Genomic DNA, 24,675 nt, shown 5'->3' on the forward strand with positions numbered 1-24,675 from the left:
ATAACTGTGCGACCCTGCCCTACAGGCTGTAGGGGTAGAGGGGTGGAACATGGCCGGCACCACGCACGCCACGCTGGACGGGACCGGGCGGCACGCACCGCCGTGGCGCGGACGCTTACGGACCTCCCGGGCCGACGGCCCGCTCGCGGCCGTCGCCGCGGCCTTCACCCTGGCCCAGCTGCTGCTGGTCCGGCCGGGCCTCGGCCTCGGCTGGGACGAGACGGTGTACGTCAGCCAGGTCAGCGGCCACGCCCCGGCGGCCTTCTTCAGCGCGCCCCGCGCCCGCGGCGTCACCCTGCTCGTCGCGCCCGTCACCACCTGGTCGGCGTCCACACCGCTGCTGCGCGTCTACCTCGCCGCGCTCTCCGGACTCGCGCTGTTCCTGGCACTGCGCGCCTGGCGGGACCTGTTCCCGCGCCGCGTGCTCACCCTGGCCGGCGCCCTGTTCGCCTCCCTGTGGGTGACCCTGTTCTACGGCCCCCAGGCCATGCCCAACTACTGGGTCGCCGTCGGCGCCCTGGCCGCCGTCGCCTGCTTCCTGCGCGCCGGCGCCGACCGCTCGGACCGGGCGGCGCTGTGGGGTCTGGCCGCCGCCGGCGCGCTGATGGCCTGGATGCGGCCCACGGACGCCGTCTGGACCACCCTCCCGCTGCTCGCCCTCGCCGTGCTGCGCCGCTACCGGCGCCCCGCGGCCGCCGTCGCCGCCGGGCTGGTGGCCGGGGCCGCCGAGTGGGTGATCGAGGCCTACGTCTCGTACGGCGGTCTCCTCCAGCGGCTGTCCGACGGCTCCGCCATCCAGGGCGGCCTCGGTCTGCACGTCGCCGTCGCCGACCAGCTGCGCAGCCTCGGCGGCCGGGCCCTGTGCCGGCCGTGCACCGGCGCCGCGCCCCACCCGCTGGTCACCGTCTGGTGGTACGCGCTGCCCGTGCTGGCGGCGCTCGGGCTGCTCCTCGCCGTCCGGGCCCGGCGCACGACGGCCACCGCGGTGCCGCTGGTCTGCGCCGCGGCGGCCGCCTTCCCCTACCTGTTCCTGATCGGCTACGCGGCCCCCCGCTTCCTGCTGCCCGCCTACGCCCTGCTGGCCCTGCCGGTGGCCGACGCCCTGCTGCACCCGCTGACCCTCCGGCGCGGCACCCGGCGCCGGGTGGCCGCGCTGGCCGTGGTCCTCGGGCTCGCCGCGCACCTGGGCGTGCAGCTGATCGTCCTGGAACGCACGGTGCACCGCACCGCCGCCGCCCACGACGCCTGGTCCCGCACCGCCGACCGGCTGCACCGGCTGGGCGTCGAGCCGTCCTGCCTGGTCACCGGGAAGGACGCCATCCCCGTCGCCTTCTACGCCGGCTGCGCCTCCGCCGCGACCGCGGGCCACAACGCCAACAGCACGGCCGACGGCATCGCCCGCACCGCGCACCACATCCCGGTCGCCGTCCTGGTGCCGTCCGGGTCCCGCCCGCCCCGGTACGCCCGCGGCTGGCCGTCGGTGCCGTTCGAGGGTCTGCGCCTGCACTACGCGGTCCCGGGACCGGGATCGTGACGACCCCGGCGGGCCCCGCCGGCCGGGCACGCTCACCGGGCCGGCGCCGCGACGACCCGCCCGCGGCGCCGGCCGGCGGGGCCCGCCCGAGCGGGCGGCGCCGTCCGGGCACGCTCACCGCGCCGGCCGGGGCCGTCGCCGCCGTCACCGCCACCGGGCGGCGGCGGGCCTGCTGGCACGCCGCCGCCGCACTGGCCGTCCTCGCCGCGGCCGGGCTGCTGGCCCACCGGCACTGGCCCGCGGTGCGTGGCGGAGCCCTGCGGCTGGCCGCCGCCGACCACGGCTGGCTGCTGCTCGGCGCCACGGCCGCGGTGTGCACCTGGGCGGCCTCCGCGCTCGCCCAGCAGGGCGCGGTGGTGCAGCGGCTGCCCGCCCCGCGGCTGGTCGCCACGCAGTTCGCCGCCTGTGCCGCCAACCACGTGCTGCCCGCCGGGCTCGGCGCCGGCGCGGTCAACCTGCGCTTCCTGATGCGCTGCGGACTGCCCGCGACCCGCTCCGCCAGCGCCCTGGCGGTCAAGGCCGCCTCCGGCGCCGTCGCCCGGTTCACCCTGCTCGCGGCCCTCGTACCGGCCTGCCCGGGCCTGCTGCGCCTCCCGCCCGCAGGCCCCGCCGTGACCGCCGTCGTCCTGGCCGCCGCCGCGCTGTCCGCCGTACTGGCCACCCCGCTGTGGCCGCGCTGCCGCCGGGCGCTCGCCGCGGTGCTGGCCGACATCCGGGCCGTGCACGCCTGCCCGGCCCGCGCGGCCGCCCTGTGGTGCGGTTCGGCCGCTTTCGCCGCGCTGCACGCGCTGGTGCTCGTCGCCGTCACCCGGGCCGTCGGCGTGCCGCTGCCGCCGCCGCAGGTGGCGCTGCTCTACCTCGCCGCCAGCAGCGCCGCCGCCCTGCTGCCCACCCCCGGCGGCCTCGGCTCCCTCGACGCGGCCCTCGCCGTCGCGCTCACCGCCTCCGGCGCCCCGGCCGCGGCGGCCGCCTCAGCCGTGCTCGGCTACCGCCTGCTGACCGTCTGGCTGCCGCTGCTGCCGGGCCTGCTCACCCTCGGGCTGCTGGTGCGCCGCAAGGCGCTGTGACCCGCCGGGGGCCCGGACCCGCCCCGCCGGCCGCCAAGGCGAGCGCACCGCAGGCCGACGGACGTACGGTCCGGGGGGTTAGGGGCGCACCTGCGGGAAACGCGGTGTGACGAGCTTCGTGTGACGAGAGAGAGGCGACCATGAGCGATCAGCAGTCCGAGCAGACGCCGATGGCGGACGACGCCTACCAGCCCACCGGGACCAACGAGGAACAGGAGGACGCCGGGCCGCTGGATCTGCAGGACGCGGTCGACGAGCGCACCTACGACGACATCCTCGACGAGGGCTACTCCCCGCCCGAGCGGCCGCTGGGCGTCACCAAGCACGGCATCACCGCCGCCGAGCAGCACGAGGGGGAGTCCCTGGACGAGCGGCTGCGCCAGGAGGTCCCCGACGTCGAACCGCCGGCCGGTGACGGCATCGGCGACCTTCCCGGGGGCGAGGGCGAGCCGGTGGACCCGGAGACGGGGACCGCCCGCGCGGGCCGCCTGGTCGCCCCGGACGAGGGCGCCCACACGGACGCCACCAAGGAGGAGGTCGCCGCGGACGTCGGCATCGACGGCGGCGCGGCGGGCGCGGAGGAGGCCGCGGTGCACGTGGTCGAGGACGACACGGTCCTGCCGGACCGGCCCTGAGCGATCTCTGGGCCACCGGGGCCCGTGCACCCTGCCGGGCGGGGCGCACGGGCCCCGGCGGCGCCGGTCGGAGCGGGCCGTGTCAGAGCGGGCCGAGGCGGGCCTTCAGGAGGCAGAACGCGTTGCCCTCGGGGTCGGCGAGGACGTGCCAGGACTCCTCGCCGGTCTGGCCGACGTCGGCCGGGCGCGCCCCGAGCTTCAGCAGGCGTTCCAGTTCGGCGTCCTGGTCGCGGTCGGTGGCGTTGACGTCGATGTGCAGCCGGGGCTTGGCGGGCTCCGGCCGCTCGCTGCGGCTGAGGATGATCGTCGGCTGCGCGCCGCCGAACCCCTCGCGCGGCCCGATCTCGATGCTGCCGTCCTCCTCGCGGCCCAGCTCGACGAAGTCCAGCACCTCGCACCAGAAGCGCGCGAGCGCCTCGGGGTCGCGGCAGTCGAGCACGAGTTCACTGATCCGGCACGCCATGGACGCAACCTGCTCTCATCGGCGGGGTGGAGGGGACTGCCCGGGGACACGCGCTGGGAACCGTACCGGGCGGAGTGAGCCCGGGCGAGTCGTTTTCCGGGCCGCTCACCGCCCGCCCGCTGCCGCGGACACGCGGGCGCGCAGCGCGCAGCCCTGACGGCCGTGACGGACACCGGACCCGGTGCCGCCACGGCCGTCAGGGCACACGGGCGGCAGACGGCCCTACGGCAGCAGCCTCTCGACGGCTGACGGGCCCTCCGCCTCCATCTTGCGCCGGGCCCAGTCGAGGCTCGCCGGGGTGATGTCCCTGCCCGCCGCCAGCACCAGGTCCTCCGGGGTCACGCCCTGGGCCGGTGCGCTGTGGAGCAGGGAGTCCGGGGTGGCATGGTCGTCGGACGACCTGGACTCTTCGGGTTGTGACGTCGGCATGATGCCTCCTCCTCGGTCCGGATGGCCGCATCGGCGCCCGGGCCGCGCCGCACGGAGCGACCGGGCACACTCTCACGATTGCCCGCCGGAGCGCACCCTGCATCCGGAAGGCACCGGCGGCTCGTGCCGGACCTCCTGCCCGCGCCACGCGCGGGCACTCGCTCCTAAGCTGGAACTCCTAGGCTCGAAGCAGCCCGGACGGCAGCCACCGCGGCCGGCCCGGGCGGCTGCACCCGGCAGCGGCCCGCACCGCGACCGCCGCCGCATCCCCCGCACCGGGAGGCCGCGATGGTCGCGACGCCGTTCCAGCAGGACGCCGGTACAACCGCCCCCCGCTACCTCCCGATCGCCGAGCACGGGCTCATCGGCGACCTGCGGAGCGTGGCCCTGGTCGGCAGCAACGGCACGATCGACTGGTACTGCTGCCCGTCCTTCGACTCGCCCAGCGTCTTCGCCGCCGTCCTCGACGCCGAGCGCGGCGGCCGCTTCGAGCTGGCCGCGGCCGTCCCGGCCCGCACCAAGCAGTTCTACTTCCCCGACACCAATGTGCTGATCACCCGCTTCTTCACCGAGGAGGGCGTCGGCGAGGTGCAGGACTTCATGCCGGTGACCACCCAGAGCGAGCGCGCCGACCCCGCCCGCGAGCCCGGCCGGCACCGGCTCATCCGGCGCGTGCTGTGCGTACGCGGCACCGTCCCCTTCCGCGTCCTGGTCGCCCCGCGCTTCGCCTACGGCGCCGACCCGCACACCGTGACGCTGCTGGGCGGCATGGCCCTGTTCGAGTCACCGGCCATGTCCCTGGCGCTGACCTCCACCGTGACCCTGGGCAGCGACGGCAGGGACGTGCGCGCCGACTTCAAGCTCAGCGAGGGCGAGAGCGCCGTGTTCGCCCTCGACCAGCTCGGCAACGAGGTCGCGCCCCGCGGCTGCGCCCGCGCCGAGGCCGAGCACGAGTTCGCCGCCACCGTCGCCTACTGGCGGCGCTGGCTCGCCCAGTCCCGCTACCGCGGCCGCTGGCGCGAGATGGTCCACCGCTCCGCCCTCACCCTGAAGCTGCTCACCTACGCGCCCACCGGCGCGATCGTCGCCGCCCCCACCACCAGCCTGCCCGAGCAGGTCGGCGGGGAGCGGAACTGGGACTACCGCTACGTGTGGATCCGCGACGCCGCCTTCTGCGTGTACGCGCTGCTGCGGCTGGGCTTCTCCGGCGAGGCCGCGGCGTTCATGGGCTTCCTCACCACCCACATCGGCCCCGGCGACGGCGCCGCCGCGGGCCCGCTGCAGATCATGTACGGCATCGACGGCCGCTCCGACCTGCCCGAACGCGTGCTGCCGCACCTGGAGGGCCACCAGGGTTCGGCCCCGGTGCGGGTCGGCAACGCCGCCGCCGACCAGCTCCAGCTCGACATCTACGGCGCCCTCATCGACTCCGTCTACCTCTTCGACAAGTGGGCCGAGCCCATCTCCAGCGGCCAGTGGGACGACGTGTGCCGGCTCGTCGACTGGGTCTGCGCGCACTGGGACCAGCCGGACGAGGGCGTGTGGGAGACGCGCGGCGGACGCAAGGACTTCCTGTACTCCCGCCTGATGTGCTGGGTGGCCGTCGAGCGGGGCATCCGCCTCGCCAACCGGCGCGGACTGCCCGCCGACCTGCTGCGCTGGCAGCGGTGCCGGGACACCATCTACCGGCGGATCATGGAACGCGGCTGGTCGCAGCGGCGCCACGCCTTCGTCCAGTACGAAGGCGGTGACGTCCTCGACGCCTCCGTGCTGATGATGCCGCTGGCCAAGTTCATCGCGCCCACCGACCCCAAGTGGCTGTCCACCCTGGACGCCCTCACCGAGGACCTCGTCTCCGACTCCCTGGTCTACCGCTACGACCCGCAGGCCAGCCCGGACGGGCTGCGCGGCGACGAGGGCACCTTCTCCATCTGCTCGTTCTGGTACGTCGAGGCACTCGTGCGCGCCGGACGCGTCGACGAGGCCCGGCTGGCCTTCGAGAAGATGCTCACCTACGCCAACCACCTCGGCCTGTACGCCGAGGAGATCGGCCGCACCGGTGAGCAGCAGGGCAACTTCCCGCAGGCGTTCACCCACCTGTCCCTGATCAGCGCCGCCTTCAGCCTCGACCGCGCCCTCGGCTGACCCGGCACCGCCCCGCCCGGACGACCGCCGCTCAGCCCGGCAGCGGCTGCTCGGCCCAGATGATCTTCCCCGTGGCGGTGTAACGGGTGCCCCAGCGCTCGGCGAGCTGCGCCACCAGGAACAGGCCCCGGCCGCCCTCGTCGGTGCTCGCCGCGTACCTCAGGTGAGGGGAGGTGGTGCTGCGGTCGGAGACCTCGCAGATCAGCGTGCGGTCGCGCAGCAGCCGTACGCCGATCGGGGCGCGGCCGTAGCGGATGGCGTTCGTGACGAGTTCGCTCAGCACCAGTTCCGTGGTGAACGACAGGTCCGCCAGGCCCCACGCGGTCAGCTGCCGGGTCACCGCCGCCCGCACCTCCGCGACGGCCGCCGGGTCGGACGGCACCTGCCACTCGGCGACCCGGTCCGCGCCCAGGACGCGGGTCTCGGCGACGATCAGCGCCACGTCGTCGCTCGGCCGGGCCGGCAGCCGCTCCAGGACGGCCCGGCAGGTGTCCTCCAGGGAGGCGCCGGGCGTCCGGGCGAGGGCGTCGCGGAGCATGTCGAGGCCCTCGTCGATGTCCCGTTCCCGGTCCTCGACCAGCCCGTCGGTGTACAGCACCAGCCGGGAGCCCTCCGCCAGGTCCAGATCGGCCGTCTCGAACGGCATCCCGCCCAGACCCAGCGGAGGCCCCGCGGGCACCTCCGGGAACTCCACCGTCCCGTCGGGGCGGACCACCGCCGGCGGGGGGTGACCGGCCCGGGCGACGGTGCAGCGCCCGGCGACCGGGTCGTACACCGCGTACAGACAGGTCGCCCCGGTGACCGGGGCGGCGCCGTCCGCGGGGGTCTCGTCCTGGTCGAGTCTGCCGACCAGCTCGTCCAGCAGCCCCAGCAGCTCCTCGGGCGGCAGGTCCAGCGCGGAGAAGTTGTGCACCGCCGTCCGCAGCCGGCCCATGGTCGCCGCCGCGTGCAGCCCGTGCCCGACGACGTCCCCGACCACCAGCGCCACCCGGGCACCCGACAGCGGCAGCACGTCGAACCAGTCCCCGCCCACGCCCGACTGCGCCGGCAGGTACCGGTAGGCGATCTCCAGGGCTCCTTGCTCGGGCAGGCTGCGCGGCAGCAGGCTGCGCTGAAGCGTCACCGCCATGCCGTGCTCGCGGGTGTAGCGCCGGGCGTTGTCGATGGACACCGCGGCCCGGGCGACGAGTTCCTCGGCGAGCGCCCGGTCCTCGGTGTCGAACGGCTGCGGCTTCCCGGCGCGCCAGAAGTTGACCACCCCCAGGATCAGGCTGCCCGCCCGCAGCGGCACCGTGATCAGCGAGTGGATGCCGTACGCCACGATCCGGTCGGTGCGTTCCGAATTCTGCGCGAGCCAGCCGGGTGCCTGGCGCAGCCTCGGCTCCACGACCGACTGCCCGGTGGCCAGGGAGCGGGCCTGCGGCGAGCTGTCCACGAACCGGATGCGCTCCCCCACCGGGTACAGCGGGGCGCCGTCGCGGACCCCGCCGCCGGCCACCCGGCGCAGCGTGGACCCGGGCCGCGGCTCCTCGCCGTCGAGCACCGCGTCGAACAGGTCCACGGTCGTGAAGTCCGCGAACCGGGGCACCGCCAGCCGCGCCAGCTCCTGCGCGGTGCGGGTCACGTCCAGGCTGGTGCCGATGCCGACACCGGCGTCGTACAGCATGTTCAGGCGTTCGCGGGCCACCTCGGCGCGGCCGGACAGGGCGCGCAGCTCGGTGGAGTCCCGCAGGGTGGTGACGCTGCCGGGCGGGCCGCCGCGCAGGTCGGTGGGCCGCTGGTTGACCGCCAGCAGCCGGTCCTTGACCCGGTGCACCTCGTCCGTGACCTCCCGGCCCGAGGCCAGCAGTTCGGCCGTGCCGGGGTCGAGGCCGAGGTCCAGCACACTGCGCCGCTCGGCGTCCTCGGGCAGGTCCAGCAGGCGGCGCGCCTCGTCGTTGGCGAGCAGCAGCCGGCCCTCGTCGCCGACGATGAGCACGCCCTCCCGCACCGCGTGCAGCACCGCGTCGTGGTGCTCGTACATCCGGGTCATCTCGTACGGGCCCAGCCCGTGCGTCTGGCGCAGCAGCCGCCGGCTCACCAGCGCGGTGCCCGCGGTGGCCAGCACCAGTGCCACCCCGGCCGCCGCGAGCAGCAGCGGCAGCTGCTGGTCGGCGGCCCCGCCCACGTGCGCGGTGGTGATGCCGGCCGACACCAGTCCCACCACCGTCCCGGCGGAGTCCTTCACCGGCACCACGACCTGCACCAGCCGCCCGATCGTGCCGTCCACCTGCTCGACGACCGTGCCGCCGGCCACCGCGGGCCCGATCGTGCCGACGAACCGCTTGCCGATGCGGTCGGGTCTGGGATGCGTGTAGCGGATGCCGGCGGTGTTCATCACCACCACGAAGTCGACACCGGTCGCCTCGCGGGTGGCCTCGGCGCTCGGCTGGAGCACGGCCGTGGGGTCCGGGGAACGCAACGCGTCCGCGGTGCCCGGGGCGTTGGCGAAGGTCTCGGCGACCGCGAGGGAGCGGTTGCGGGCCTCCAGGTTGCTGTCGTGCCGCACCTGGAGCACCTGGGCCACCACCGCCGACACGACCAGCAGCAGGACGATCACCACCTGAAGGACGAACACCTGCCCGGCGACACTGCGCCCGCTCAGCGTGGCCCGCAGGGTTCCGTGCGCCCCGCCGTCCCGTCCGCCCGCCGGCCGCCGGGCACCGAACGGCGCGCGCGCGGACCCGGTGGGACGGGGCGGCCGAGTCGCGGGCCGGCCGGGCAGTCGGACCATGTGCCCATGTCTACACTGCCGGGCCCCTGAGGGCGAGGCTCGTCGCAGCGGGTGACGGCGGCCGGTCCGCACCGGCCGCGGGAGGTGCGCGGCCGGGGTGGGCGCGCCGGTGGGCGTGCCGGTGGGCGTGCGGGCTGCCGGGTCACCGCTTCCGGCCGGGTGCCGCGCGGCGGGCGGCGAGCAGCAGGGCGACGTCGTCCGGGCGGTCGGTGGCGTGCCGGGCCGCGGCGGTGAGCCGGTCGGCGACCTTGCCCAGGGACCGGCCGTCCAGCCGCCCGGCGGCCCCGCCGGCCCGCGCCAGCGCCTCCCGCAACGCCGCGATGCCCTCGTCGATGTCGGTGCCGGGCCGCTCCACCAGCCCGTCCGTGTACAGGGCGAGGATCGTCCCCGGCGCCATGGTCAGCCCGGCCACCGGGTACCGCGCCCGCGCGTCGACGCCGAGCACCACCCCGCCGGGCAGGTCCAGGACGTCGGTGCGCCCGCCGGGGCGGTACAGCAGCGGCGGCAGATGCCCGGCCCGCGCCACCCGCGCCAGACCGGTCGCGGGGTCGAGGCGCAGGTAGCAGCAGCTGGCGAACTGGCCGGGGTCGAGGTCGATGAGCAGGCGGTTGGTGCCGCTCAGCACCTCGTCGGGCGGCCGGTCGCCGAGCGCGAACGCGCGTACGGCGCTGCGCAGCTGGCCCATGGTGGCCGCGGCCTGCACCCCGTGGCCCTGCACGTCCCCGATGACCAGGGCCAGGCCGTCCCCCGCCTCGACGACGTCGTACCAGTCGCCGCCCACGTCCATGCCCTGCGTCCCGGGCAGATAGCGCCCGGCGGTCTCCACCCGGGGGTGGGCCGACAGCCGCCTCGGCAGCAGCGCCCGCTGGAGGCCGCGGGCCAGGGCGGCCTCGCTGTCGTAGCGCCGGGCCCGGTCCATCGCGTGCGCGATCAGGCCCGCCAGCGCGGTGAGGACCGTACGTTCCTCCGTGCTGAAGCCGCGCTCCCGCTCGAAGCCCAGGATGCACGAGCCGACCGCCCGGCCGGAGGCGATCAGCGGCAGGAAGGCGCGGGCACCCGTCTCGGCGTCCAGCGGGATGCCCGGGTAGGTGGCCGCCAGTTGCACCATGGACTCGAAGAACAGCGGGCGGCCGGTGGTCAGGGTCTCCACGCCGGGCAGCCGGGCGTCCAGGCCGACCCCCTCGAAGGAGGACAGGAAGCCCTGCGGGAACCCGGTCTCCCAGGCCAGGTGGAGATGACGGTCCTGGAGCAGGTAGATGGCCAGGCGCCGGCCGCCGAAGGCCGGCAGCAGCTCCTGCATCACGACCGCCGACACCTGCCGGGCGGTCACCGCGTCGGTCAGCGCGATGGCGAGGGCGATCGGCCGGTACAGCGGGGCCATCGACGGCCCGCCCGGCACCGCCGGCTCACCGTCCGGCCGCTCGCCGGGCCGACCGGGGGAGTCGGGGTGGCCCGGGGCGTCGGGGCCTGGCCGGGCGGGGTCGTCGGGCGGCAGGTCCACCGGGGCGTCCACGCGGCCGGCCCGGGCGACCGTGCAGGTCACCAGGTCCGGGCCGCTGTGCAGGGACAGGGCCAGCCACTCGCCCTCGCCGCCCTCGCCGTCGTGCCCGGGCGGCCGCCGGACGCGGAAGCGCACCGTACCCGGCACCAGCAGCGCGCCACGCAGCTGATCGTCGTAAGGAGGCCCGTCCAGCCACGGCAGCGCCTCCCACACCGGACGCCCGAGGAGCCCCTCGCGCGGACACCCGGCCAGCCGGGCCGCCGCCGGGTTGGCGTACACCACCAGCCCCAGCCGGTCCAGGCAGAACACGCCCTGCGGCAGCAGATCGGCGGCCCCGTCCGCCCCCGGGTCCACCACCAGGCCGTCCACCGGGGCACAGGGAGCGGCGGAGGCCTCGCGACCGGAATCCGGGGGCGGCCGCAGGTCGACGAGGCGGACGGCGCCGTCCGCGGCGCGGACCCGCAGCGGCGCGGACGGCGGCCGCCCCGCGGCCGTCTCCCGCAGCGCAGCCAGGACCCGGTGGGCGTCCCCGGCGGCCACGGCGTCCGCGAGCGCCGGGCCCGTCCCGGCGAACTCGCCCGGCCGCAGGCCGAGCAGGCCGTGCAGGGGGCCGTCCGCGGTCACCGCCGAGGTCCGCGGGTCCCAGGTGAACCGCCCCACGCGCGCCCCGGCGGGCCGCGCCTCGGGCGGCCGTACGCACAGCGGCTCGTCGTCCCAGACCAGCGCCCCTTCCGCATCCGCACCGCCGGCCAGCTCGCGCAGCCGCGCGCCCAGCTCCTCGGCGAGCCGGGTCAGCGTCCCCCGGTCCACCAGTTCGTCCACCGTCTCCGAGAACGGCGGACGCAGCACGGTCAGCACGCCCAGGGAGCCGTCCGCCGCCGGTACGGGCATGTACAGCGAACCGAACTGGAAGGGCAGCAGGGCCGCGAACTGGGGGAAGCGGCGCATCGTCTCCGTCGCGTTCGGCAGGACCACTGGCACGCCCTCACGGTAGGCCTCCGCCACCGGGAACGGACGGTCCATGTGCAGCCGCCACCAGGGCCGGAACAGCGGACCGGGCAGGCCCTCCAGCACCGCCAGCCGCAGCAGGCCGGGGGTGGCGGAGCGCAGGTAGACACCGGCCACGCGCCCGCCGGCCACGCCGATCGCGCTGGTCGAGGCGTCGACCAGCAGCGCGGCCAGCCGTGCGCGGGTCCGGCCCTGCGGTGTCCCGCTCCCCGTCATCGGCCCTGCCTCGTCCGTCCGCCCGGGTGGGGTGACACAGCAAGAATGCGCCCCCCGCGCCCTGCCGTGCACGCCGGGCGGACGCCGCTCCCCGGCCGGCCGCACCGCGCCGGCGTCCCGCGCACCGCCCGCACGGCCCCCGCGGAGGCGCCGGCGGCCCGTTCCTCACCCGTCTGCCCCGTCCGCGGCTCACCCGGGTGGCAGGGCGCCGGGCGGGCTCCTAGTAATGGGTGGCGTACCACCGCGTGCCGTGTTCAGGGCTGATGCGCGGACGCACCCCTTCCCTGGGAGCGAACATGACCACCAGCTCTCCGTCCCCCCGTCCGCACGGCGCCGGGACAACCCCACCGGACATCTCCGCCCCCGGCACCCCGCTCCCCGACCTCACGGCCCGGCCGGCCCCGCCCCCGGTGCCTCCCGGCCCCCAGTACCCGGCGCCTCCCGGCCTGCCGCCGGACCCCGGCGCCGCGTACCGGCGTGACCCGCGTGAGGCGTTCACCGCCGCGTACGGCGGCCCGGGGACGTCTGCCGCCCTGCTCGGGGACGCCGGCCGGACGGCCGCCCCGGACGCCTTCGACGCCCCCGGCGTGGACTCCGCGCGGCCGGCGGCCTCGTCCCCGGGGCTGCCCGGGGCCGGCCTGACCCGAGCGGACCTTCCCCCGGCCGACCCGCCGACCGCCGACACCCCGACCGCCGAGCTGGACCTGCGGCGCGCCCTCCCCTCCTGGAGCGGCGGCCCGCACCGGCCGGACGCGCCCGCCGCGGCCCCCGGCCACCGCACGGCGTCACCCGCTGCCCCCGGCGCGACCGCCGCGCCGCCCCCCGCGCCCGCCCGGGCCCCGGCGGCGCAGGACGGCCCCGGCACGGCGGGCGGCGCGCACGGCGGCCCCCCGGAGGCCGACGCCCCGCTCGGCGACCCGCTGCGCGGGCTGGTCCGCGCCGCGGTGGCCGACCGGCCCCTGGAGGACGTCGTCCGGCTGATCACCTTGCTGGAACGCTCGCCGGAGCACGCGCGGGCCCGCGCGGCGGCGCTGCGTGCCGTCGGCGTCGACCGGTCCGTCGAGGACGTGACGCGGCTGGTCACCCTGCTCACCCGGCCGCCCCGGGACCCCGGCGGCGCCGACGAGGTGATCCGTGCCGCCGCCGCCTCCCGGCCCGTGGAGGAGGTGACCCGGCTGATGGAACTGCTGCACCGCACGCCCCTGGAAGCGCACTGCGGCGAGGAGGCGGTCCGGGCGGCGGCCGTCAACCGCCCCGTCGAGGAACTCGCCGAGCTGATCACGCGGCTGGCGGGCGAGCCGGTATGGCCACCCGCCGCGCCGCCGCGCACGGAGGAGCCACCGCCGGCCGGACAGCCCGCCCCGTCCGGGTACGGCGGTCCGGCCCCCGAAGCCGCGCCCGAGCGGCCCCGCGTGCGCGCGGGCGAGGCCGGTGACCGGTCGCGGGAGTCCGCGGCCGCGGCCGTCCGCCCGGCCCGCACCGCCGCCGTGCTGGTGTTCCTGTGCGGGGTGGCCCACGTGCCGCGCCACCCCGACCGGTTGCCGCCGGACGTCCTGAGGTCGAGCCTCGTCGCGTCGGGACTGTGCCTGCTGCTGGCCCTCGCGCTCCTGGCGCGGCCCGCGGCCTGCCGGCTCACGGCGGCCGGGGCCGCCTTCGCCGTGACGGCGGCGCTCGCCGCGGGCCGGCTGCTCCAGGGGTGGGCCGAGCTGCCGCCCGGCGTCACCCGGGTGCTGACCGACACGCTGGAACCGCCGTGGATCACGGGCGCGGCCGCCGCCGCGGCGGCCCTCGCCGCCCTCGCGGTGCTGCTCGCCGCGCGGCCACCGGCGAACGCGCACGGGGGCCACCGGGCGCCGGGCCGGACCGCCGGACCCAGGCCCACCGGACGCGGCACGACCTGACCGTACCCACAGGCGCACGGCCGCCCGGCGGGACCGGGCGGCGGTCAGGACTCGGGCAGGTCCGTGGGCAGCGCCCGCCCGGCCCGCATCGAGCGCAGGGCGAGGAGCAGGACGCCGATGTCGTCCAGGTAGACCGGGTCGGGCAGCAGGTCGGTGGGCAGCACCAGGTAGAGCACCGCTCCCCAGAACACCCAGCGCGGGCCCGTGGGCATCCCGGCCCGCCGCAGCGTGCGCCGGGTGCGGACCAGCCGGAGCAGGAGCACGACGGCCAGGGCGAGCAGCGCCGCCGCGACGACGGCACCGATCACCAGCAGGGTCCTGGTGTTGTCCATGGGGGCCTCCTGTACCCGTGGCGCGGGCGGCCCGCACCGGCCGCCCCCTGTCGCCTTCCCGCTCCGGGCCGCCGTACCGCCGCCCTACGGCAGCCGGTCCGCGGTGGCCGCCGTCGCACCGGTGCCGACGGCCCCGCCGGTGACGGTTCCGGGAGTCCCTTCGGTGCCGGGGGTGGCGGGGGCCGCGGGGGTGCCGTCGGGCCCGGTGACCGCGTCGGCCGAGGTGGCCGGGCGCAGAACCTTGCCGGCCTTGAGCCGTTCGAACGTCCGGGTCAGCTGCTGCAGGGGCGACGGTGTCCGGGGCGCGGGCTGCTGCCGGGGCAGCTCGGCCGGGGCGGGCAGGTCGCGGTAGACGGCCAGCGCCTGGTGCGCCTGCTCGGCGGCCTCCCGGTACAGGTCCCGCGACCTGGTCATGGCCTCCAGCGCGTCGGCGTACATCGCGACGAGCCCGCGCGCGCGTTCCAGCTCCTCGTGGACGGTGAGCAGGGTCCAGTTCTCGCGCAGGTCGCTCAGCGCCTCCTCGGCGCCTTCCGGCAGGGGCCTGTCCAGCGCGGTGAACCGCCGGAGGACCTCGATGAGCTCGGTGGGCGCGGAACCGTCCAGGAAGACGTTGCGCACCTGGTGGTCCTGCCCGTCGTAGCCGGCCGGCGCCGGGTCCGGCGGCAGCAGTACGGCGCCGCCGCGCGGCACCTCGACGCCCAGGTCCTTCAGCGCCCAGTTGACGGCGCGGAACTGGTGCGGCGCCGCCCGGTGCTCCAGCACGCGGTGCCGCAGCCCGGGCGGCAGCAGGCGCGCCAGCGGCCGGCGCCCGCGCTCGTCCGGGGTCATCGCCTCGTGCACGACGACGTTGACGCACCAGGACTCACGGGCCGCCGCGCGCAGCAGGCGCCGCATCTCCTTGTCGTCGGACGGCAGCGGGTTGATCTGACCCTGCCGCAGACCCGGGACGGTGGGGTGCCGGTCCCAGACGAACGGGCCCTCCTCGTCCGGCTCCGCCCCACCGGGGTCGTCCTCCCCGGGCCAGAACATCGTCGCGGGCGAGGGCCAGGCGTCGTCCCACGGCCGCTCCGCCTCGGCGACCAGGGTCCACACCCGTCCGGTCGGCGGGTCCGCTTCCGGCAGGAGGGTCAGCCGCGCGCGCACCGCAACGGCGGCGCCGGCCTGCCAGCGCGCCTCGAAGACGTGCCGGCCGCTGTCGTCGGCCACGGGCGGTTCGGCGAAGTCGTCGAGGGTCCGGCTCTCCTTCAGCCGGCTCAGCCGGCGGCGGACGGCGTGCTCGGCGGCGGGCCCGGTGTGACGGCCGCGGACCGCCCACAGGGTGGGCGGAACGGCGGCGCGGTCGGTGGCGGAGTTCGACATGAGCCAATCTGCGGATGGGGGCCGGGGGTCCGCCCACCAGTATCACCGCCCGGCGCCGCGACATGCCGGGCGGGTCCCGGCGGCCGCCCCCGGACGGGGCACGAGCACGGCCGGACGGACCAGCGCGCACGCCGCGCGTGCGCCGCGCGCCCGGCCCGCGCGCGGAGCGCACGGACAGCGCTCCCGGCCCTTCGGCCCGGCGCTCCCGAGGCTGTTCCCGCGCTCCCGGCACCCGGTCCCGCGCTCCCGGGCCGCCTTCGCCGCCATGGTCGTCCGGTGGCGGGGAAGCCGGTCCGCATGGACCCCATGGACCCCACGACTCCGGTGACAGCGGCATCCCTGCGGCGTATCGGCCGGCGCACCGGCCCGTTCCTCGCGGTCGCCCTCGCCGTCACGGCGTGCGGCTCGGGCCACCACGGCGCCGGCGCGCACGGCGCACCGGCCGCGGTTCACCGCGGCTCGCACCTGGTGATCAGCACCGAGAACGGTCTGCGGCTGCGGCCCGCCTCCGGTGACCAGGTCGGCCTCGACCAGCGGGTGGACGGCGGCTGGTCGCACCGGGGCGGCTCGTGGGTGCTCGATCTGCGCTGCCCCGCGCACGGCGACCGGGCCGCGCACTGCCCCCGCATGCCCGAGATCCGCGTCCCCGAGGGCACGTCCGTCACCGTCACCGCCCGCAACGCCGGCATCGACGCCGCGGGCGTCCGGGCGGCCCTCGACCTCACCACCGTGAACGGCGACGTGACGGTGACGCGTTCGGGGCAGAGCGGCCGGCCGGCCCGCCTGGTGACCCGCAACGGCTCCGTGCGGGCGGTCGCGCTGAGCGCCGGGCGGCTGCACGCCGAGACCGTCAACGGCGACGTGGACACGGGCTGCGCCACCGCCCCCACGGCCGTGACGGCGGCCACCACCAACGGCTCCGTCCACGTCCGCGTCCCGCACGACGCCCCGGGCTATCGGGTCACCGCGACCACCGCCAACGGGCGGCCCTCCGTCTCGCTGCCCGCCGCCGGTGACCGCGACGGGCAGCACCGCATGAGCCTCACCACCGTCAACGGTGACGTCACCGCGGCCGCCGAGTGACGTCACCGCCCGCGCCGGGACCTACGCCCCGCTCTCCCGCAGCATGTCCGCGCGCTCGACGAGCTTCACGCGCTCGCGGCCCTGCGGCTCGCCCAGGGCCCGCTCGGCGGCGTCCAGCCGGTACCAGCCCTCCCAGGTGGTGAAGCGCACGTTCCGCTCGGCGAGGAAGGCGTCGACGGCCTCGGGCGCGGGCGCGGCCGGGGTGTGCAGCCGGCCGCCGGCGTAGTCGTCCAGCAGGTTCGCCACCGTCTCGTTGGCGTCGCCCTTGGTGTGGCCGATCAGACCGATCGGGCCGCGCCGGATCCAGCCGGTGACGTACGTCGACTGAAGATGGCCGCCGCTCTCCTCGATCACCCGGCCGCCCTCGTCCGGGACGGTGCCCGACTCCAGGTCCCAGGGCAGCTTGGGGAGCTTGTCGGAGAGGTAGCCGACGGCGCGGTAGACCGCGCTCACGTCCCAGTCCTTGAAGGCGCCGGTGCCCTTGACGTTGCCCGTGCCGTCGAGGGCGGTGCGCTCGGTGCGCAGGCCGACGACCTTGCCGTCCTGACCGAGGATCTCGGCCGGCGACTCGAAGAAGTGCAGGAACAGCTTGTGCGGCCGGTCGCCGACGTCCCGGATGGCCCAGTTCTCGAGGGTCTTGGCGACCATGTCGGCCTGCTTGTTGCCGCGCCGGGTCTCGATGGAACCCGCGTCGTAGTCGATGTCCTCGGGGTCGACGATGACCTCGATGGTGGGGGAGTGGTCCAGCTCGCGCAGCTCCATCGGGCTGAACTTCGCCTGTGCGGGGCCGCGGCGCCCGAAGACGTGGATCTCCCGGGCCCGGTTCGCCTTCAGGCCGTCGTGGACGTTCGGCGGGATCTCGGTGGGCAGCAGCTCGTCGGCGGTCTTGGCGAGGATGCGGGCCACGTCCAGGGCCACGTTGCCGACGCCGAGCACCGCGACCTTCTCGGCCTCCAGCGGCCAGGTGCGCGGCACGTCCGGGTGCCCGTCGTACCAGGAGACGAAGTCGGCGGCGCCGTACGAGCCGTCCAGCTCGACACCGGGTATCCGCAGGTCGCGGTCGGCCGTGGCGCCCGTGGAGAAGATCACCGCGTCGTAGAAGGCACGCAGGTCGTCCAGGCTGATGTCGGTCGGGTAGTCGACGTTGCCGAACAGCCGGATCTGCGGCTTGTCCAGCACCTGGTGCAGGGCGGTGATGATGCCCTTGATGCGGGGGTGGTCGGGCGCGACGCCGTACCGGATCAGACCGAAGGGGGCCGGCATCCGCTCGAAGAGGTCGATGGACACGCCGGGCTCGGCGGCCACCGCGGACTTGAGCAGGGCGTCGGCGGCGTAGATCCCGGCGGGGCCGGCTCCGACGATGGCTACCCGCAGGGGGCGCGGCATGATCAGGTTCCCTTCGAGCGATGACAGGTAACTCGAACGGGAAGCCTAAACTGAGGCTGTCCTAACTTGCTACGCGGGTCGGGTCTATGACCCCATAAGCGGAGCTTATGAGCCGCGCCGCACCCGGCTCACGCGGACCCTGCCGCCCGGTCGTGCGGGTGATGCCACTGGGTCACGCGGGTCGCACCACCCGGTGGATGGCCGACTCCCCGGCGCCGAAGACCGACTCCTCGCGGATGGTGGCCCCGGGGCCCGGCGCGTGGATCATCAGACCGTCGCCGGTGTAGATGCCCAGGTGGTTGCCGGTGTCGAAGAAGAAGACCAGGTCGCCCGGCTCGATGCGGTCGAGGGTGACCCGCGTGCCCGCCTCCGCCTGCTCCCGCGCGGTACGGGGCAGGACCACCCCGGCGGTCCGCCACGCGGCCCGGGCGAGGCCCGCGCAGTCGTAGGAGTCCGGGCCCATGGCACCCCAGACGCACGGCCGGCCGATCTGCGCCCGGGCGAACGCGATCGCCTTCGCGGCACGTGCGGCGGACGACGACTCACCGGCCGCGGCGGGCCAGGCATACGCGGGAGCGTCCGCCGGGGCGGGCCAGGGATACGCGGCGGTCACTGCCGGGGCGACCGGTGCCTGCTGGGCCGGTGCGACGGCCGTGGCGGGCGGGATCTCGGCGGTGGGCAGGGTCTCCGGGATGAACAGGGTCTCCGATATGGGCAGGGTCTCCGGGGCGGGCAGGGCGAGACCGGCCGGGATGGCGGGAGGGAGCGGCGCCGGCGTGGCCCACTGGGCCGTCTGACGGAGCAGCAGCTCCCGGGCCGCGGCCAGCTTGCGCCGGTTGCGCTCCTTGGCGGTGGCGAAGGCCGGGCGCCGGTTCTCCGCGTCGGGGACGGGGGCGGGCGCGGGCAGCGCCTCCAGCGCCGGGCGGACCGGTTCGGCGGGCGGCGGCGCGGAGGGTGCGGGCAGGGCGGGCAGCGCGGGGGACGGGATGGACGGGGTGGAGGTGGTGAACGGGGCGGAGGCGGCGGGGAGGGCCGCGAGGGCCCCGTGCGGAGGCAGTTCGGGGACCGGTCCCGCGGTCGGCTCGGCGACCGGCCGTGCGGACAGCTCGCGGGCCGGCACCTCGGGCAGCAACACGCCCTCGATGACCTCCGGTTCACGTGCTTGACGCTGTTGACGCGGTTCACGCCCGCGCCCCGGGGCGGGCCGGCCCGGCAGCCGGTCGGCCGGCAGCGCGGCGGGAACGGTCGGGCCCACCTGGGCCCGGACCACGTCGAACCACTGCCGGGCCATGTCGTCGAGCGCCGGATCGACGCTCCCGCCCGGCCGCTTGGCCAGCGGAACCCCGCGCCGGCGGGTCCCGGCCGTCATGGCCCGGGTGGCGTTGAAGTTCCCGGTGGCGTTCTCGGCCCGGTCGTAGAGCGTGTCGATCAGCTGCCGAACCTCGTCGCGGCTCTCCGGCGCCATAGGAGGCGTACTCCTTCCGTGCTCCGCCTGCCGGCAGCGCTGAAGGTCCCGCGGAACTGCCGCGGAACGCCGGGGTTCCGGCGGGGGAGCGGGGCGGCTGCTCCGGGCGTCAGGACGGGCACCGGACTCGGCGGAGGCCACGCGGCCCGGCGGGGTTCGCCGGGGGAAGCCGGGCGGCCTGGCCGTCAACCTAGCCAACGTGTGTCCCTCGTGTGAAGGTCGGGGCGTGATATGTCCGTTACGTAGGTGTGATGTTCGCCGAGACGTTCGGCGTGCCACGTCGTTCCCGTGAGATTGCCGTGAATCCGGGCGGCCGTTGAACACCTTCGCGCCCGGATCCGTACCTGTGCGGGGGAAGTCCATGTCCGCTCGCCCGCACACGACTCGCAGGGGTACGACCTTGGTACGCAACAGGCGCAGACGACCGACCGGCGCACAGCGCGCGACCTTCGCGGCAGTCGCCCTGATGCTGGGCGGAGGAGGGCTGGTCGTGGCGAACGTCTACGCCTCGGCCACCGAGAGCGGATGGGACGGCTCCGGCGGCACCGACCGGGTGCTGTCCGCGGGCGCGGCCACCGTCTACTGCCCCGACGTCGGCAACCGGCTGACCGCCGTGCCCGAGGCGGCGCGCGCGGACGTCGACCGTGAACTCGCCCAGCTGGACCAGCAGACGGCGGGCGCCTACCAGCAACTCCAGCAGTCCGCGGACGCCGTTCGGCAGGACCCCGCTTCCGCCGACAGCACGATCATGAACCCGCTGAAGGAGAAGCGGGCCGCGACGATCGGGCGCATCGCCGACGCCATCGACCGGGTCGGGGACCGGCCGCAGGGGCTGGACACCCTCGCCGCGTGCACCCTGCACTCCACCGGCGACGGCACCGGGCAGGACGCGAACGGCGCCCAGGGCACCGCCTCGCCGGGCACCGGAGACCAGGGCGGCGCCGGACAGGACCAGAACGGCGGCGGCGAGAACGGCGGCGGCCAGACCGGTGCGGGACCGGCCGGTACGGGGCAGGGCGGCAACGGGCCCGTCGCCTCCGACTACGCGGACATCACCACCGTCCAGCCCGGCGCCGCCGCCCCGGCCCAGCAGGACGGCGCCTCGCGGGGCAGCTTCAGCTCCAGCTGCGGCGTCAACGCCAACGGCCGGTTCAACTCCGACAACGTCATCGTCGCCCCCGGCGTCACCAACGGCGCCCACCACTTCCACGACTACATCGGCAACCAGGCCAACAACGCCTTCGCCTCCGACGACGACCTGGCCCGGGGCGACACCAGCTGCGTGGACCGGGGCGACAGGTCGACGTACTACTGGCCGGTGCTGCGCCTGCAGAACGGTACGCAGGAGCGGGACGCCGGTGCTCCCGGCGGCGGCACCGAGGGCAACGCCGGGCGGATCGTCACGCCGAAGGAGGTGACGCTCACGTTCGTGGGCAACCCGCGCGGTGAGGTGACCGCGATGCCCCGCCTGCTGCGCATCATCACCGGTGACGCCAAGGCCTTCGTCAACGGCCCCGCCAACGCCAACGCCTCCTGGAGCTGCACCGGGTTCGAGGACCGGCAGCTCAAGGACAAGTACCCGCTCTGCCCGTCCGGCAGCAAGGTCGTGCGGACCTTCAGGTTCCAGAGCTGCTGGGACGGCCGGAACATCGACAGCGCCAACCACCGCACCCACGTGGCCTTCACCGACGCCGACGGCGCCTGCCCCCAGGGCTTCAAGCCCATCCCGCAGCTCGTGCAGCGCATCGTCTACGACGTCGCGGCGCCGAGTCTCGGGGACGGCGGGCGGACGGTTCCGCTGTTCGCGGTCGACTCCTTCCCCGAGCAGCTGCACAAGCCGGTCACGGACCACGGCGACTTCATCAACGTGTTCGACGAGAAGCTGATGCGCGAGATGGTCGACTGCATCAACAGCGGCCGGACCTGCGGAGCCGGCGGCGGCGACGACGCCACGCCCCCTCCCGGCGACGACGGCACGCAGAACCCGGGTGACGACGCCACGGCGAACCCCGGTGACGACACCACGGCGAACCCCGGCGATGACACCTCCGCGGGCCCGGGCGACGACGGCACGCAGAACCCCGGCGACGACGCTTCCGCGAACCCCGGCGACGACGGCACACAGCCCGCGCCCTCCGCCTCCGCATCCGTCCCCGCGTCCTCCGCCTCCGCATCCGCATCCGCCTCCGCCGAGCCCACCGCACGGCAGCCGCGGGTGTACGTGACCTCCTCGCCCACCCAGGCGGCCGGAGGGGGTGAGCCCGCCGAGTCGGCCAAGGCGGCGAAGCCGGCCCGTGGGACCGGCGGATCCGGTTCCGCCGCGGCCTCCCCGGAGGCCACCGTGGGCGACGCCGCCACCGGTGAGCCCGCCGAGTCCGCCCAGGCCGGCGGGGCGGGCGGGCTCCCGCAGACCGAGCCGCGGACCGAGCCCCAGGCCGCGGCCCAGGGCGGCCTCGCGGAGACCGGCGCCCACCTGTGGCCCGCCGCCCTCGGTGCCGTACTCCTGACCGGCGGTTTCCTGCTCCTGCGCCGCACCCGGCGCGCCTCCCGGTAACCGGCGGACCGGGGGAACCGGTCGACCGGAGCCTCAGGAAGAGGGGTTGCGGAGAATGGGGGACCCGCGCGGGTCCCCCATTGCGCTGCCCGCCGGCCCCTCCACCCCTTGTGGGAGCGCTCCCACCTGCCGCAGGATGTCCGCATGGAACCCCAGCCCGGCATCCGCCCCTACCGCCCCGCCGACCGCGCCGACGTCGCCGACGTGTGCGTCCGTACCGCGGACAACGGGGGTGACTCCCGCGCCCGCTACCCCGACCAGCGGCTCATGCCCGCCCTCTTCGCCGAGCCCTACTGCCACCTGGACCCGGACCTCGCCTTCGTCCTGGACGACGGCCGGGGGCGCGCCGTCGGCTATGTCGTCGCCACGGCGGACACGGAGCGGTTCGTCGAGGAGTTCCGCCGGACCTGGCTGCCCCGGGTGGCCGACCGCTACCCCGAGCCGGTGGCGCCGCCGCGCACGCCCAGCGAGGAGATGATCGGCCTGCTGCACCGGCCGGAGCGGATGCTCGTACCGGAACTCGCGTCCTATCCGGCCCACTTGCACATCGACCTGCTGCCGCAGTGGCAACGCCGCGGCTACGGACGCCGGTTGATGACCACGCTGCTCAACCGGCTGCACGAGCGCGGTGTCCCGGCCGTGCACCTGGGCATGGTGACCGCCAACACCGCGGCCCGTGCCTTCTACGACCGCGTCGGCTTCCACGAGATCGCGGTGGCCGACGCCGGGCCTCTCACCTACCTGGGCCGGCCGACCGGGTCCGGCTGAGGTGTCCGCCCCCGTCGGCGTTCACGCCACCCGCAGGGTCCGCCTGGCCAGTTCGTACGCGGGGCGCATCTGCTCGTGCTCCTGGGTGTCCATGCCCCCGAGGTGCACGACGACCGGGCCGTCCGGGGTGACGACGGCGAAGGCGCTCTCCGCCTTGGTCTCGTCCAGGAGCGTGCTGGTGCAGAGGTAGTCGACCTCGGCACCGGTGAGTCCGCCGGCCGTGAAGGTGCGGTACTTCGCCTCGCTCGTATGGTCCTCGGCGGTCACGAACGCCTGGAGGACGGCACGTGCGTCGTCCGTGCCCGGAGCACCGGTCCACACCCGCAGGAAGCCGATGTTCCCGGCGGGCTTGGCGTCGATCTCGCACACGGCCGTGACCGGGCCCTGGCGCAGCAGGGCGTCGGCGACGGCGTCGGACAGGTCGTCGCGGGCACCCGAACCGCCACCGGTACCTGTGTCGATGGCCTCCGCCTTCCAGTCCTCGGCGACGTCGAAGGTGACCGGCAGTGCGCAGGCGGAGCCCTTCGCGCCCAGGGTGCCGCCGCTCACGGCGACCGGCCGGGCCCCGGAGGAGGCGCTCGGGGCCGCCGACGGCGTGCTCCGTCCGGTGGGTTCGGCGTGTTCCGCGTGGTGCGCGGGCGACCGGGTACAGCCGACCAGCAGACCCGCCAGCACCGCCAGCACCGCCGGCACCGCCACCTGAGCCACTCTCGCCCGCACCCGTCCCACCCCTTGCTGCATCGCTTGCCGCACCGCTCGCTGTCCCCGGCCCCCGCCGGCGGCACAGCGTAACCGGGCCCGCCTGCCGTGCCTCAGCCCGCCTCCCGCCGGCAGTGCAGGAACAGCTGCGGCTCGGGCCCGCCGTCGGGATGGTCCGGGGTGAACAGGACGTGCTCCTCGGCCAGTACCGTCAGGCCCGCTCCGGCCGCGAGTGCCGCGAAGTCCGCGGCGGCGAAACTCGTCAGCCGCACCGGCTGCCCCATGAAGACACCCGCCACGTCCTCCACGTCGAGGGGGACGGTGGCGAGGACGGCATGGCCGCCGGGCCGGACCGCCCGCGCCAGCTCGCCGACGACGGCGGACTGCTCCGCGCGCGTCATCTGCAGCAGCGTGAAGTACACGCACACCGCGTCGAACGAGGCCTCGGCGAGTGGCAGTTCGCGGATGTCGGCGCGGCGGAACTCCGCCTCCGGCACCTGCCGCGCGGCCAGTTCCAGCATGACGGGGGAGACGTCGACCCCGACCACGCTGTGCCCGGCCCGGGTCAGGGTCGCGGCGGTGGGCCGGCCGGTGCCGCTGCCCACGTCCAGTACCCGGCTGCCGGGCTCCAGCCGGCCCAGCAGCCAGTCCAGCGACGCACGGTGCGCCTCGGACCCCGCGAACGCCCGCTCGTAGGCGAGCCCCAGCGCGTCGAACACCGCCGCGGCGTCGGGCACCTGCTGACCGTCGTCGGCCACGGCCTGTCCTCCCGTCGTACCTGCGTCCCCTGCCTCACGCGGACGGGTGGGCGCATCCTCCCACCGCGCGCACCGCTGCACCATGCCGTCGCGGCGGGCCGGGTCCGCGCCCGGGGGCCGGTCAGGCGTCGGCCAGGCCCGCGGCGACCGTGGCACCCAGCTCCCAGCACGCCTCCAGACCGGCCCGGCCCGGTTCGCCGGTCAGGGTCACCGCCTCGGCCGCGCGGCGCCAGCCGAGGCCGGTGGTGACCGCCTCGATGCCGCGGACCGCGCCGGTGACGTCGTTGCCGCCGTGCACGTAGTAGCCGAACGGGCGACCGCGGGTGTCGTCGAGGCAGGGGTAGTAGACCTGGTCGAAGAAGTGCTTGAGGGCACCGGACATGTAACCGAGGTTCGCCGGAGTGCCCAGCAGATAGCCGTCGGCGCCGAGCACGTCGGCGGCGGTGGCGGCCAGGGCGGCCCGCCGCACGACCCGGACGCCCTCGATGTCCGGGGTCGTCGCTCCGGCGACGACCGCCTCGAACATCGCCTGGCAGTTCGGCGAGGGGGTGTGGTGGACGATCAGCAAGGTAGGCACACCCCGAACCCTGCCGTGCCGC

19 protein-coding genes are annotated in these 24,675 nt (G+C 76.1%); 8 read left to right on the forward strand and 11 right to left on the reverse strand.

Going from position 1 to position 24,675, the window contains the following annotated elements; all coding sequences use genetic code 11:
• The first annotated feature begins 49 nt into the window (after positions 1-49).
• From ACZ6CZ_RS04980 to ACZ6CZ_RS04990, 3 genes are all read left to right on the forward strand, one after another.
• Entirely contained in the window at positions 50-1,534 is a 1,485-nt protein-coding gene (locus ACZ6CZ_RS04980; protein WP_469014755.1) for a hypothetical protein, read from the forward strand.
• A 191-nt stretch (positions 1,535-1,725) separates the two neighbouring features.
• Entirely contained in the window at positions 1,726-2,601 is an 876-nt protein-coding gene (locus ACZ6CZ_RS04985; RefSeq protein WP_469016531.1) for a lysylphosphatidylglycerol synthase transmembrane domain-containing protein, read from the forward strand.
• 140 nt (positions 2,602-2,741) lie between these two features.
• A complete protein-coding gene (locus ACZ6CZ_RS04990; protein WP_469014758.1) occupies positions 2,742-3,236 on the forward strand; it encodes a DUF5709 domain-containing protein in 495 nt (164 codons plus the stop codon).
• An 82-nt stretch (positions 3,237-3,318) separates the two neighbouring features.
• Here ACZ6CZ_RS04990 and ACZ6CZ_RS04995 read toward each other — a convergent pair whose 3' ends face one another.
• Both ACZ6CZ_RS04995 and ACZ6CZ_RS05000 read right to left on the reverse strand, forming a co-directional pair.
• Positions 3,319-3,699, reverse strand: a complete 381-nt coding sequence (locus ACZ6CZ_RS04995; RefSeq protein WP_469014760.1) for a VOC family protein — start codon at positions 3,697-3,699, stop codon at positions 3,319-3,321.
• A gap of 222 nt (positions 3,700-3,921) precedes the next feature.
• Positions 3,922-4,128, reverse strand: coding sequence for a hypothetical protein (locus ACZ6CZ_RS05000; RefSeq protein ID WP_469014763.1), 207 nt, complete (start codon positions 4,126-4,128; stop codon positions 3,922-3,924).
• 288 nt (positions 4,129-4,416) lie between these two features.
• Between ACZ6CZ_RS05000 and ACZ6CZ_RS05005 the strand changes: the two genes are divergently transcribed.
• A complete protein-coding gene (locus tag ACZ6CZ_RS05005; protein WP_469014765.1) occupies positions 4,417-6,273 on the forward strand; it encodes a glycoside hydrolase family 15 protein in 1,857 nt (618 codons plus the stop codon).
• Positions 6,274-6,304: 31 nt separating this feature from the next.
• Here ACZ6CZ_RS05005 and ACZ6CZ_RS05010 read toward each other — a convergent pair whose 3' ends face one another.
• On the reverse strand, positions 6,305-9,046 hold the full coding sequence (locus tag ACZ6CZ_RS05010; protein WP_469014769.1) for a SpoIIE family protein phosphatase: 2,742 nt from the start codon (positions 9,044-9,046) through the stop codon (positions 6,305-6,307).
• A 142-nt stretch (positions 9,047-9,188) separates the two neighbouring features.
• Entirely contained in the window at positions 9,189-11,771 is a 2,583-nt protein-coding gene (locus tag ACZ6CZ_RS05015; RefSeq protein ID WP_469014775.1) for a SpoIIE family protein phosphatase, read from the reverse strand.
• Between the two features lie 296 nt (positions 11,772-12,067).
• Between ACZ6CZ_RS05015 and ACZ6CZ_RS05020 the strand changes: the two genes are divergently transcribed.
• Positions 12,068-13,672: a hypothetical protein gene (locus ACZ6CZ_RS05020; RefSeq protein ID WP_469014779.1), complete on the forward strand. Its 1,605-nt coding sequence runs from the start codon at positions 12,068-12,070 to the stop codon at positions 13,670-13,672.
• A gap of 44 nt (positions 13,673-13,716) precedes the next feature.
• Here ACZ6CZ_RS05020 and ACZ6CZ_RS05025 read toward each other — a convergent pair whose 3' ends face one another.
• On the reverse strand, positions 13,717-14,004 hold the full coding sequence (locus tag ACZ6CZ_RS05025; protein WP_469014783.1) for a DUF1232 domain-containing protein: 288 nt from the start codon (positions 14,002-14,004) through the stop codon (positions 13,717-13,719).
• 84 nt (positions 14,005-14,088) lie between these two features.
• Positions 14,089-15,363 carry a hypothetical protein gene (locus tag ACZ6CZ_RS05030; RefSeq protein WP_469014788.1) on the reverse strand — a complete coding sequence of 425 codons (1,275 nt, stop codon included), beginning with the start codon at positions 15,361-15,363 and terminating at the stop codon, positions 14,089-14,091.
• Between the two features lie 306 nt (positions 15,364-15,669).
• Between ACZ6CZ_RS05030 and ACZ6CZ_RS05035 the strand changes: the two genes are divergently transcribed.
• The gene (locus ACZ6CZ_RS05035) at positions 15,670-16,446 is read left to right on the forward strand and encodes a DUF4097 family beta strand repeat-containing protein (protein WP_469014794.1); all 777 of its coding nucleotides are present in this window, start codon (positions 15,670-15,672) and stop codon (positions 16,444-16,446) included.
• Between the two features lie 21 nt (positions 16,447-16,467).
• Here ACZ6CZ_RS05035 and ACZ6CZ_RS05040 read toward each other — a convergent pair whose 3' ends face one another.
• On the reverse strand, positions 16,468-17,832 hold the full coding sequence (locus ACZ6CZ_RS05040; protein WP_469014799.1) for an FAD-dependent oxidoreductase: 1,365 nt from the start codon (positions 17,830-17,832) through the stop codon (positions 16,468-16,470).
• A gap of 172 nt (positions 17,833-18,004) precedes the next feature.
• Positions 18,005-19,297 (reverse strand): C40 family peptidase, encoded by a 1,293-nt coding sequence (locus tag ACZ6CZ_RS05045; RefSeq protein ID WP_469014804.1) that lies wholly within the window; start codon positions 19,295-19,297, stop codon positions 18,005-18,007.
• 466 nt (positions 19,298-19,763) lie between these two features.
• Here ACZ6CZ_RS05045 and ACZ6CZ_RS05050 point away from each other — a divergent pair, with 466 nt between their 5' ends.
• Together ACZ6CZ_RS05050 and ACZ6CZ_RS05055 are read left to right on the forward strand one after the other, a co-directional pair.
• The gene (locus tag ACZ6CZ_RS05050) at positions 19,764-21,851 is read left to right on the forward strand and encodes a DUF1996 domain-containing protein (protein WP_469016533.1); all 2,088 of its coding nucleotides are present in this window, start codon (positions 19,764-19,766) and stop codon (positions 21,849-21,851) included.
• A 144-nt stretch (positions 21,852-21,995) separates the two neighbouring features.
• Positions 21,996-22,619: a GNAT family N-acetyltransferase gene (locus tag ACZ6CZ_RS05055; RefSeq protein WP_469014809.1), complete on the forward strand. Its 624-nt coding sequence runs from the start codon at positions 21,996-21,998 to the stop codon at positions 22,617-22,619.
• A 21-nt stretch (positions 22,620-22,640) separates the two neighbouring features.
• On the opposite strand, the gene ACZ6CZ_RS05060 is transcribed toward ACZ6CZ_RS05055, so the two are convergent.
• From ACZ6CZ_RS05060 to ACZ6CZ_RS05070, 3 genes are all read right to left on the reverse strand, one after another.
• Entirely contained in the window at positions 22,641-23,360 is a 720-nt protein-coding gene (locus tag ACZ6CZ_RS05060; protein WP_469014815.1) for a lipoprotein, read from the reverse strand.
• A 71-nt stretch (positions 23,361-23,431) separates the two neighbouring features.
• On the reverse strand, positions 23,432-24,076 hold the full coding sequence (locus ACZ6CZ_RS05065) for a class I SAM-dependent methyltransferase (RefSeq protein WP_469014821.1): 645 nt from the start codon (positions 24,074-24,076) through the stop codon (positions 23,432-23,434).
• A gap of 121 nt (positions 24,077-24,197) precedes the next feature.
• Positions 24,198-24,653, reverse strand: a complete 456-nt coding sequence (locus ACZ6CZ_RS05070; RefSeq protein ID WP_469014824.1) for a flavodoxin family protein — start codon at positions 24,651-24,653, stop codon at positions 24,198-24,200.
• Positions 24,654-24,675 lie beyond the last annotated feature (22 nt).

The organism is Streptomyces sp. NPDC041135, assembly GCF_055592085.1.

Excerpts from the sequence above, each read along its gene's own strand:
- ACZ6CZ_RS04980 (WP_469014755.1), top strand. The coding sequence starts at position 50 with ATGGCCGGCACCACGCACGCCACGCTGGACGGGACCGGGCGGCACGCA.
- ACZ6CZ_RS05005 (WP_469014765.1), top strand. The coding sequence starts at position 4,417 with ATGGTCGCGACGCCGTTCCAGCAGGACGCCGGTACAACCGCCCCCCGC.
- ACZ6CZ_RS05010 (WP_469014769.1), bottom strand. The coding sequence starts at position 9,046 with ATGGTCCGACTGCCCGGCCGGCCCGCGACTCGGCCGCCCCGTCCCACC.
- ACZ6CZ_RS05045 (WP_469014804.1), bottom strand. The coding sequence starts at position 19,297 with ATGGCGCCGGAGAGCCGCGACGAGGTTCGGCAGCTGATCGACACGCTC.
- ACZ6CZ_RS05040 (WP_469014799.1), bottom strand. The coding sequence starts at position 17,832 with ATGCCGCGCCCCCTGCGGGTAGCCATCGTCGGAGCCGGCCCCGCCGGG.
- ACZ6CZ_RS05015 (WP_469014775.1), bottom strand. The coding sequence starts at position 11,771 with ATGACGGGGAGCGGGACACCGCAGGGCCGGACCCGCGCACGGCTGGCC.
- ACZ6CZ_RS05020 (WP_469014779.1), top strand. The coding sequence starts at position 12,068 with ATGACCACCAGCTCTCCGTCCCCCCGTCCGCACGGCGCCGGGACAACC.
- ACZ6CZ_RS04995 (WP_469014760.1), bottom strand. The coding sequence starts at position 3,699 with ATGGCGTGCCGGATCAGTGAACTCGTGCTCGACTGCCGCGACCCCGAG.
- ACZ6CZ_RS05035 (WP_469014794.1), top strand. The coding sequence starts at position 15,670 with ATGGACCCCACGACTCCGGTGACAGCGGCATCCCTGCGGCGTATCGGC.
- ACZ6CZ_RS05030 (WP_469014788.1), bottom strand. The coding sequence starts at position 15,363 with ATGTCGAACTCCGCCACCGACCGCGCCGCCGTTCCGCCCACCCTGTGG.
- ACZ6CZ_RS05025 (WP_469014783.1), bottom strand. The coding sequence starts at position 14,004 with ATGGACAACACCAGGACCCTGCTGGTGATCGGTGCCGTCGTCGCGGCG.
- ACZ6CZ_RS05055 (WP_469014809.1), top strand. The coding sequence starts at position 21,996 with ATGGAACCCCAGCCCGGCATCCGCCCCTACCGCCCCGCCGACCGCGCC.
- ACZ6CZ_RS04990 (WP_469014758.1), top strand. The coding sequence starts at position 2,742 with ATGAGCGATCAGCAGTCCGAGCAGACGCCGATGGCGGACGACGCCTAC.
- ACZ6CZ_RS05060 (WP_469014815.1), bottom strand. The coding sequence starts at position 23,360 with ATGCAGCAAGGGGTGGGACGGGTGCGGGCGAGAGTGGCTCAGGTGGCG.
- ACZ6CZ_RS05050 (WP_469016533.1), top strand. The coding sequence starts at position 19,764 with ATGCTGGGCGGAGGAGGGCTGGTCGTGGCGAACGTCTACGCCTCGGCC.
- ACZ6CZ_RS05000 (WP_469014763.1), bottom strand. The coding sequence starts at position 4,128 with ATGCCGACGTCACAACCCGAAGAGTCCAGGTCGTCCGACGACCATGCC.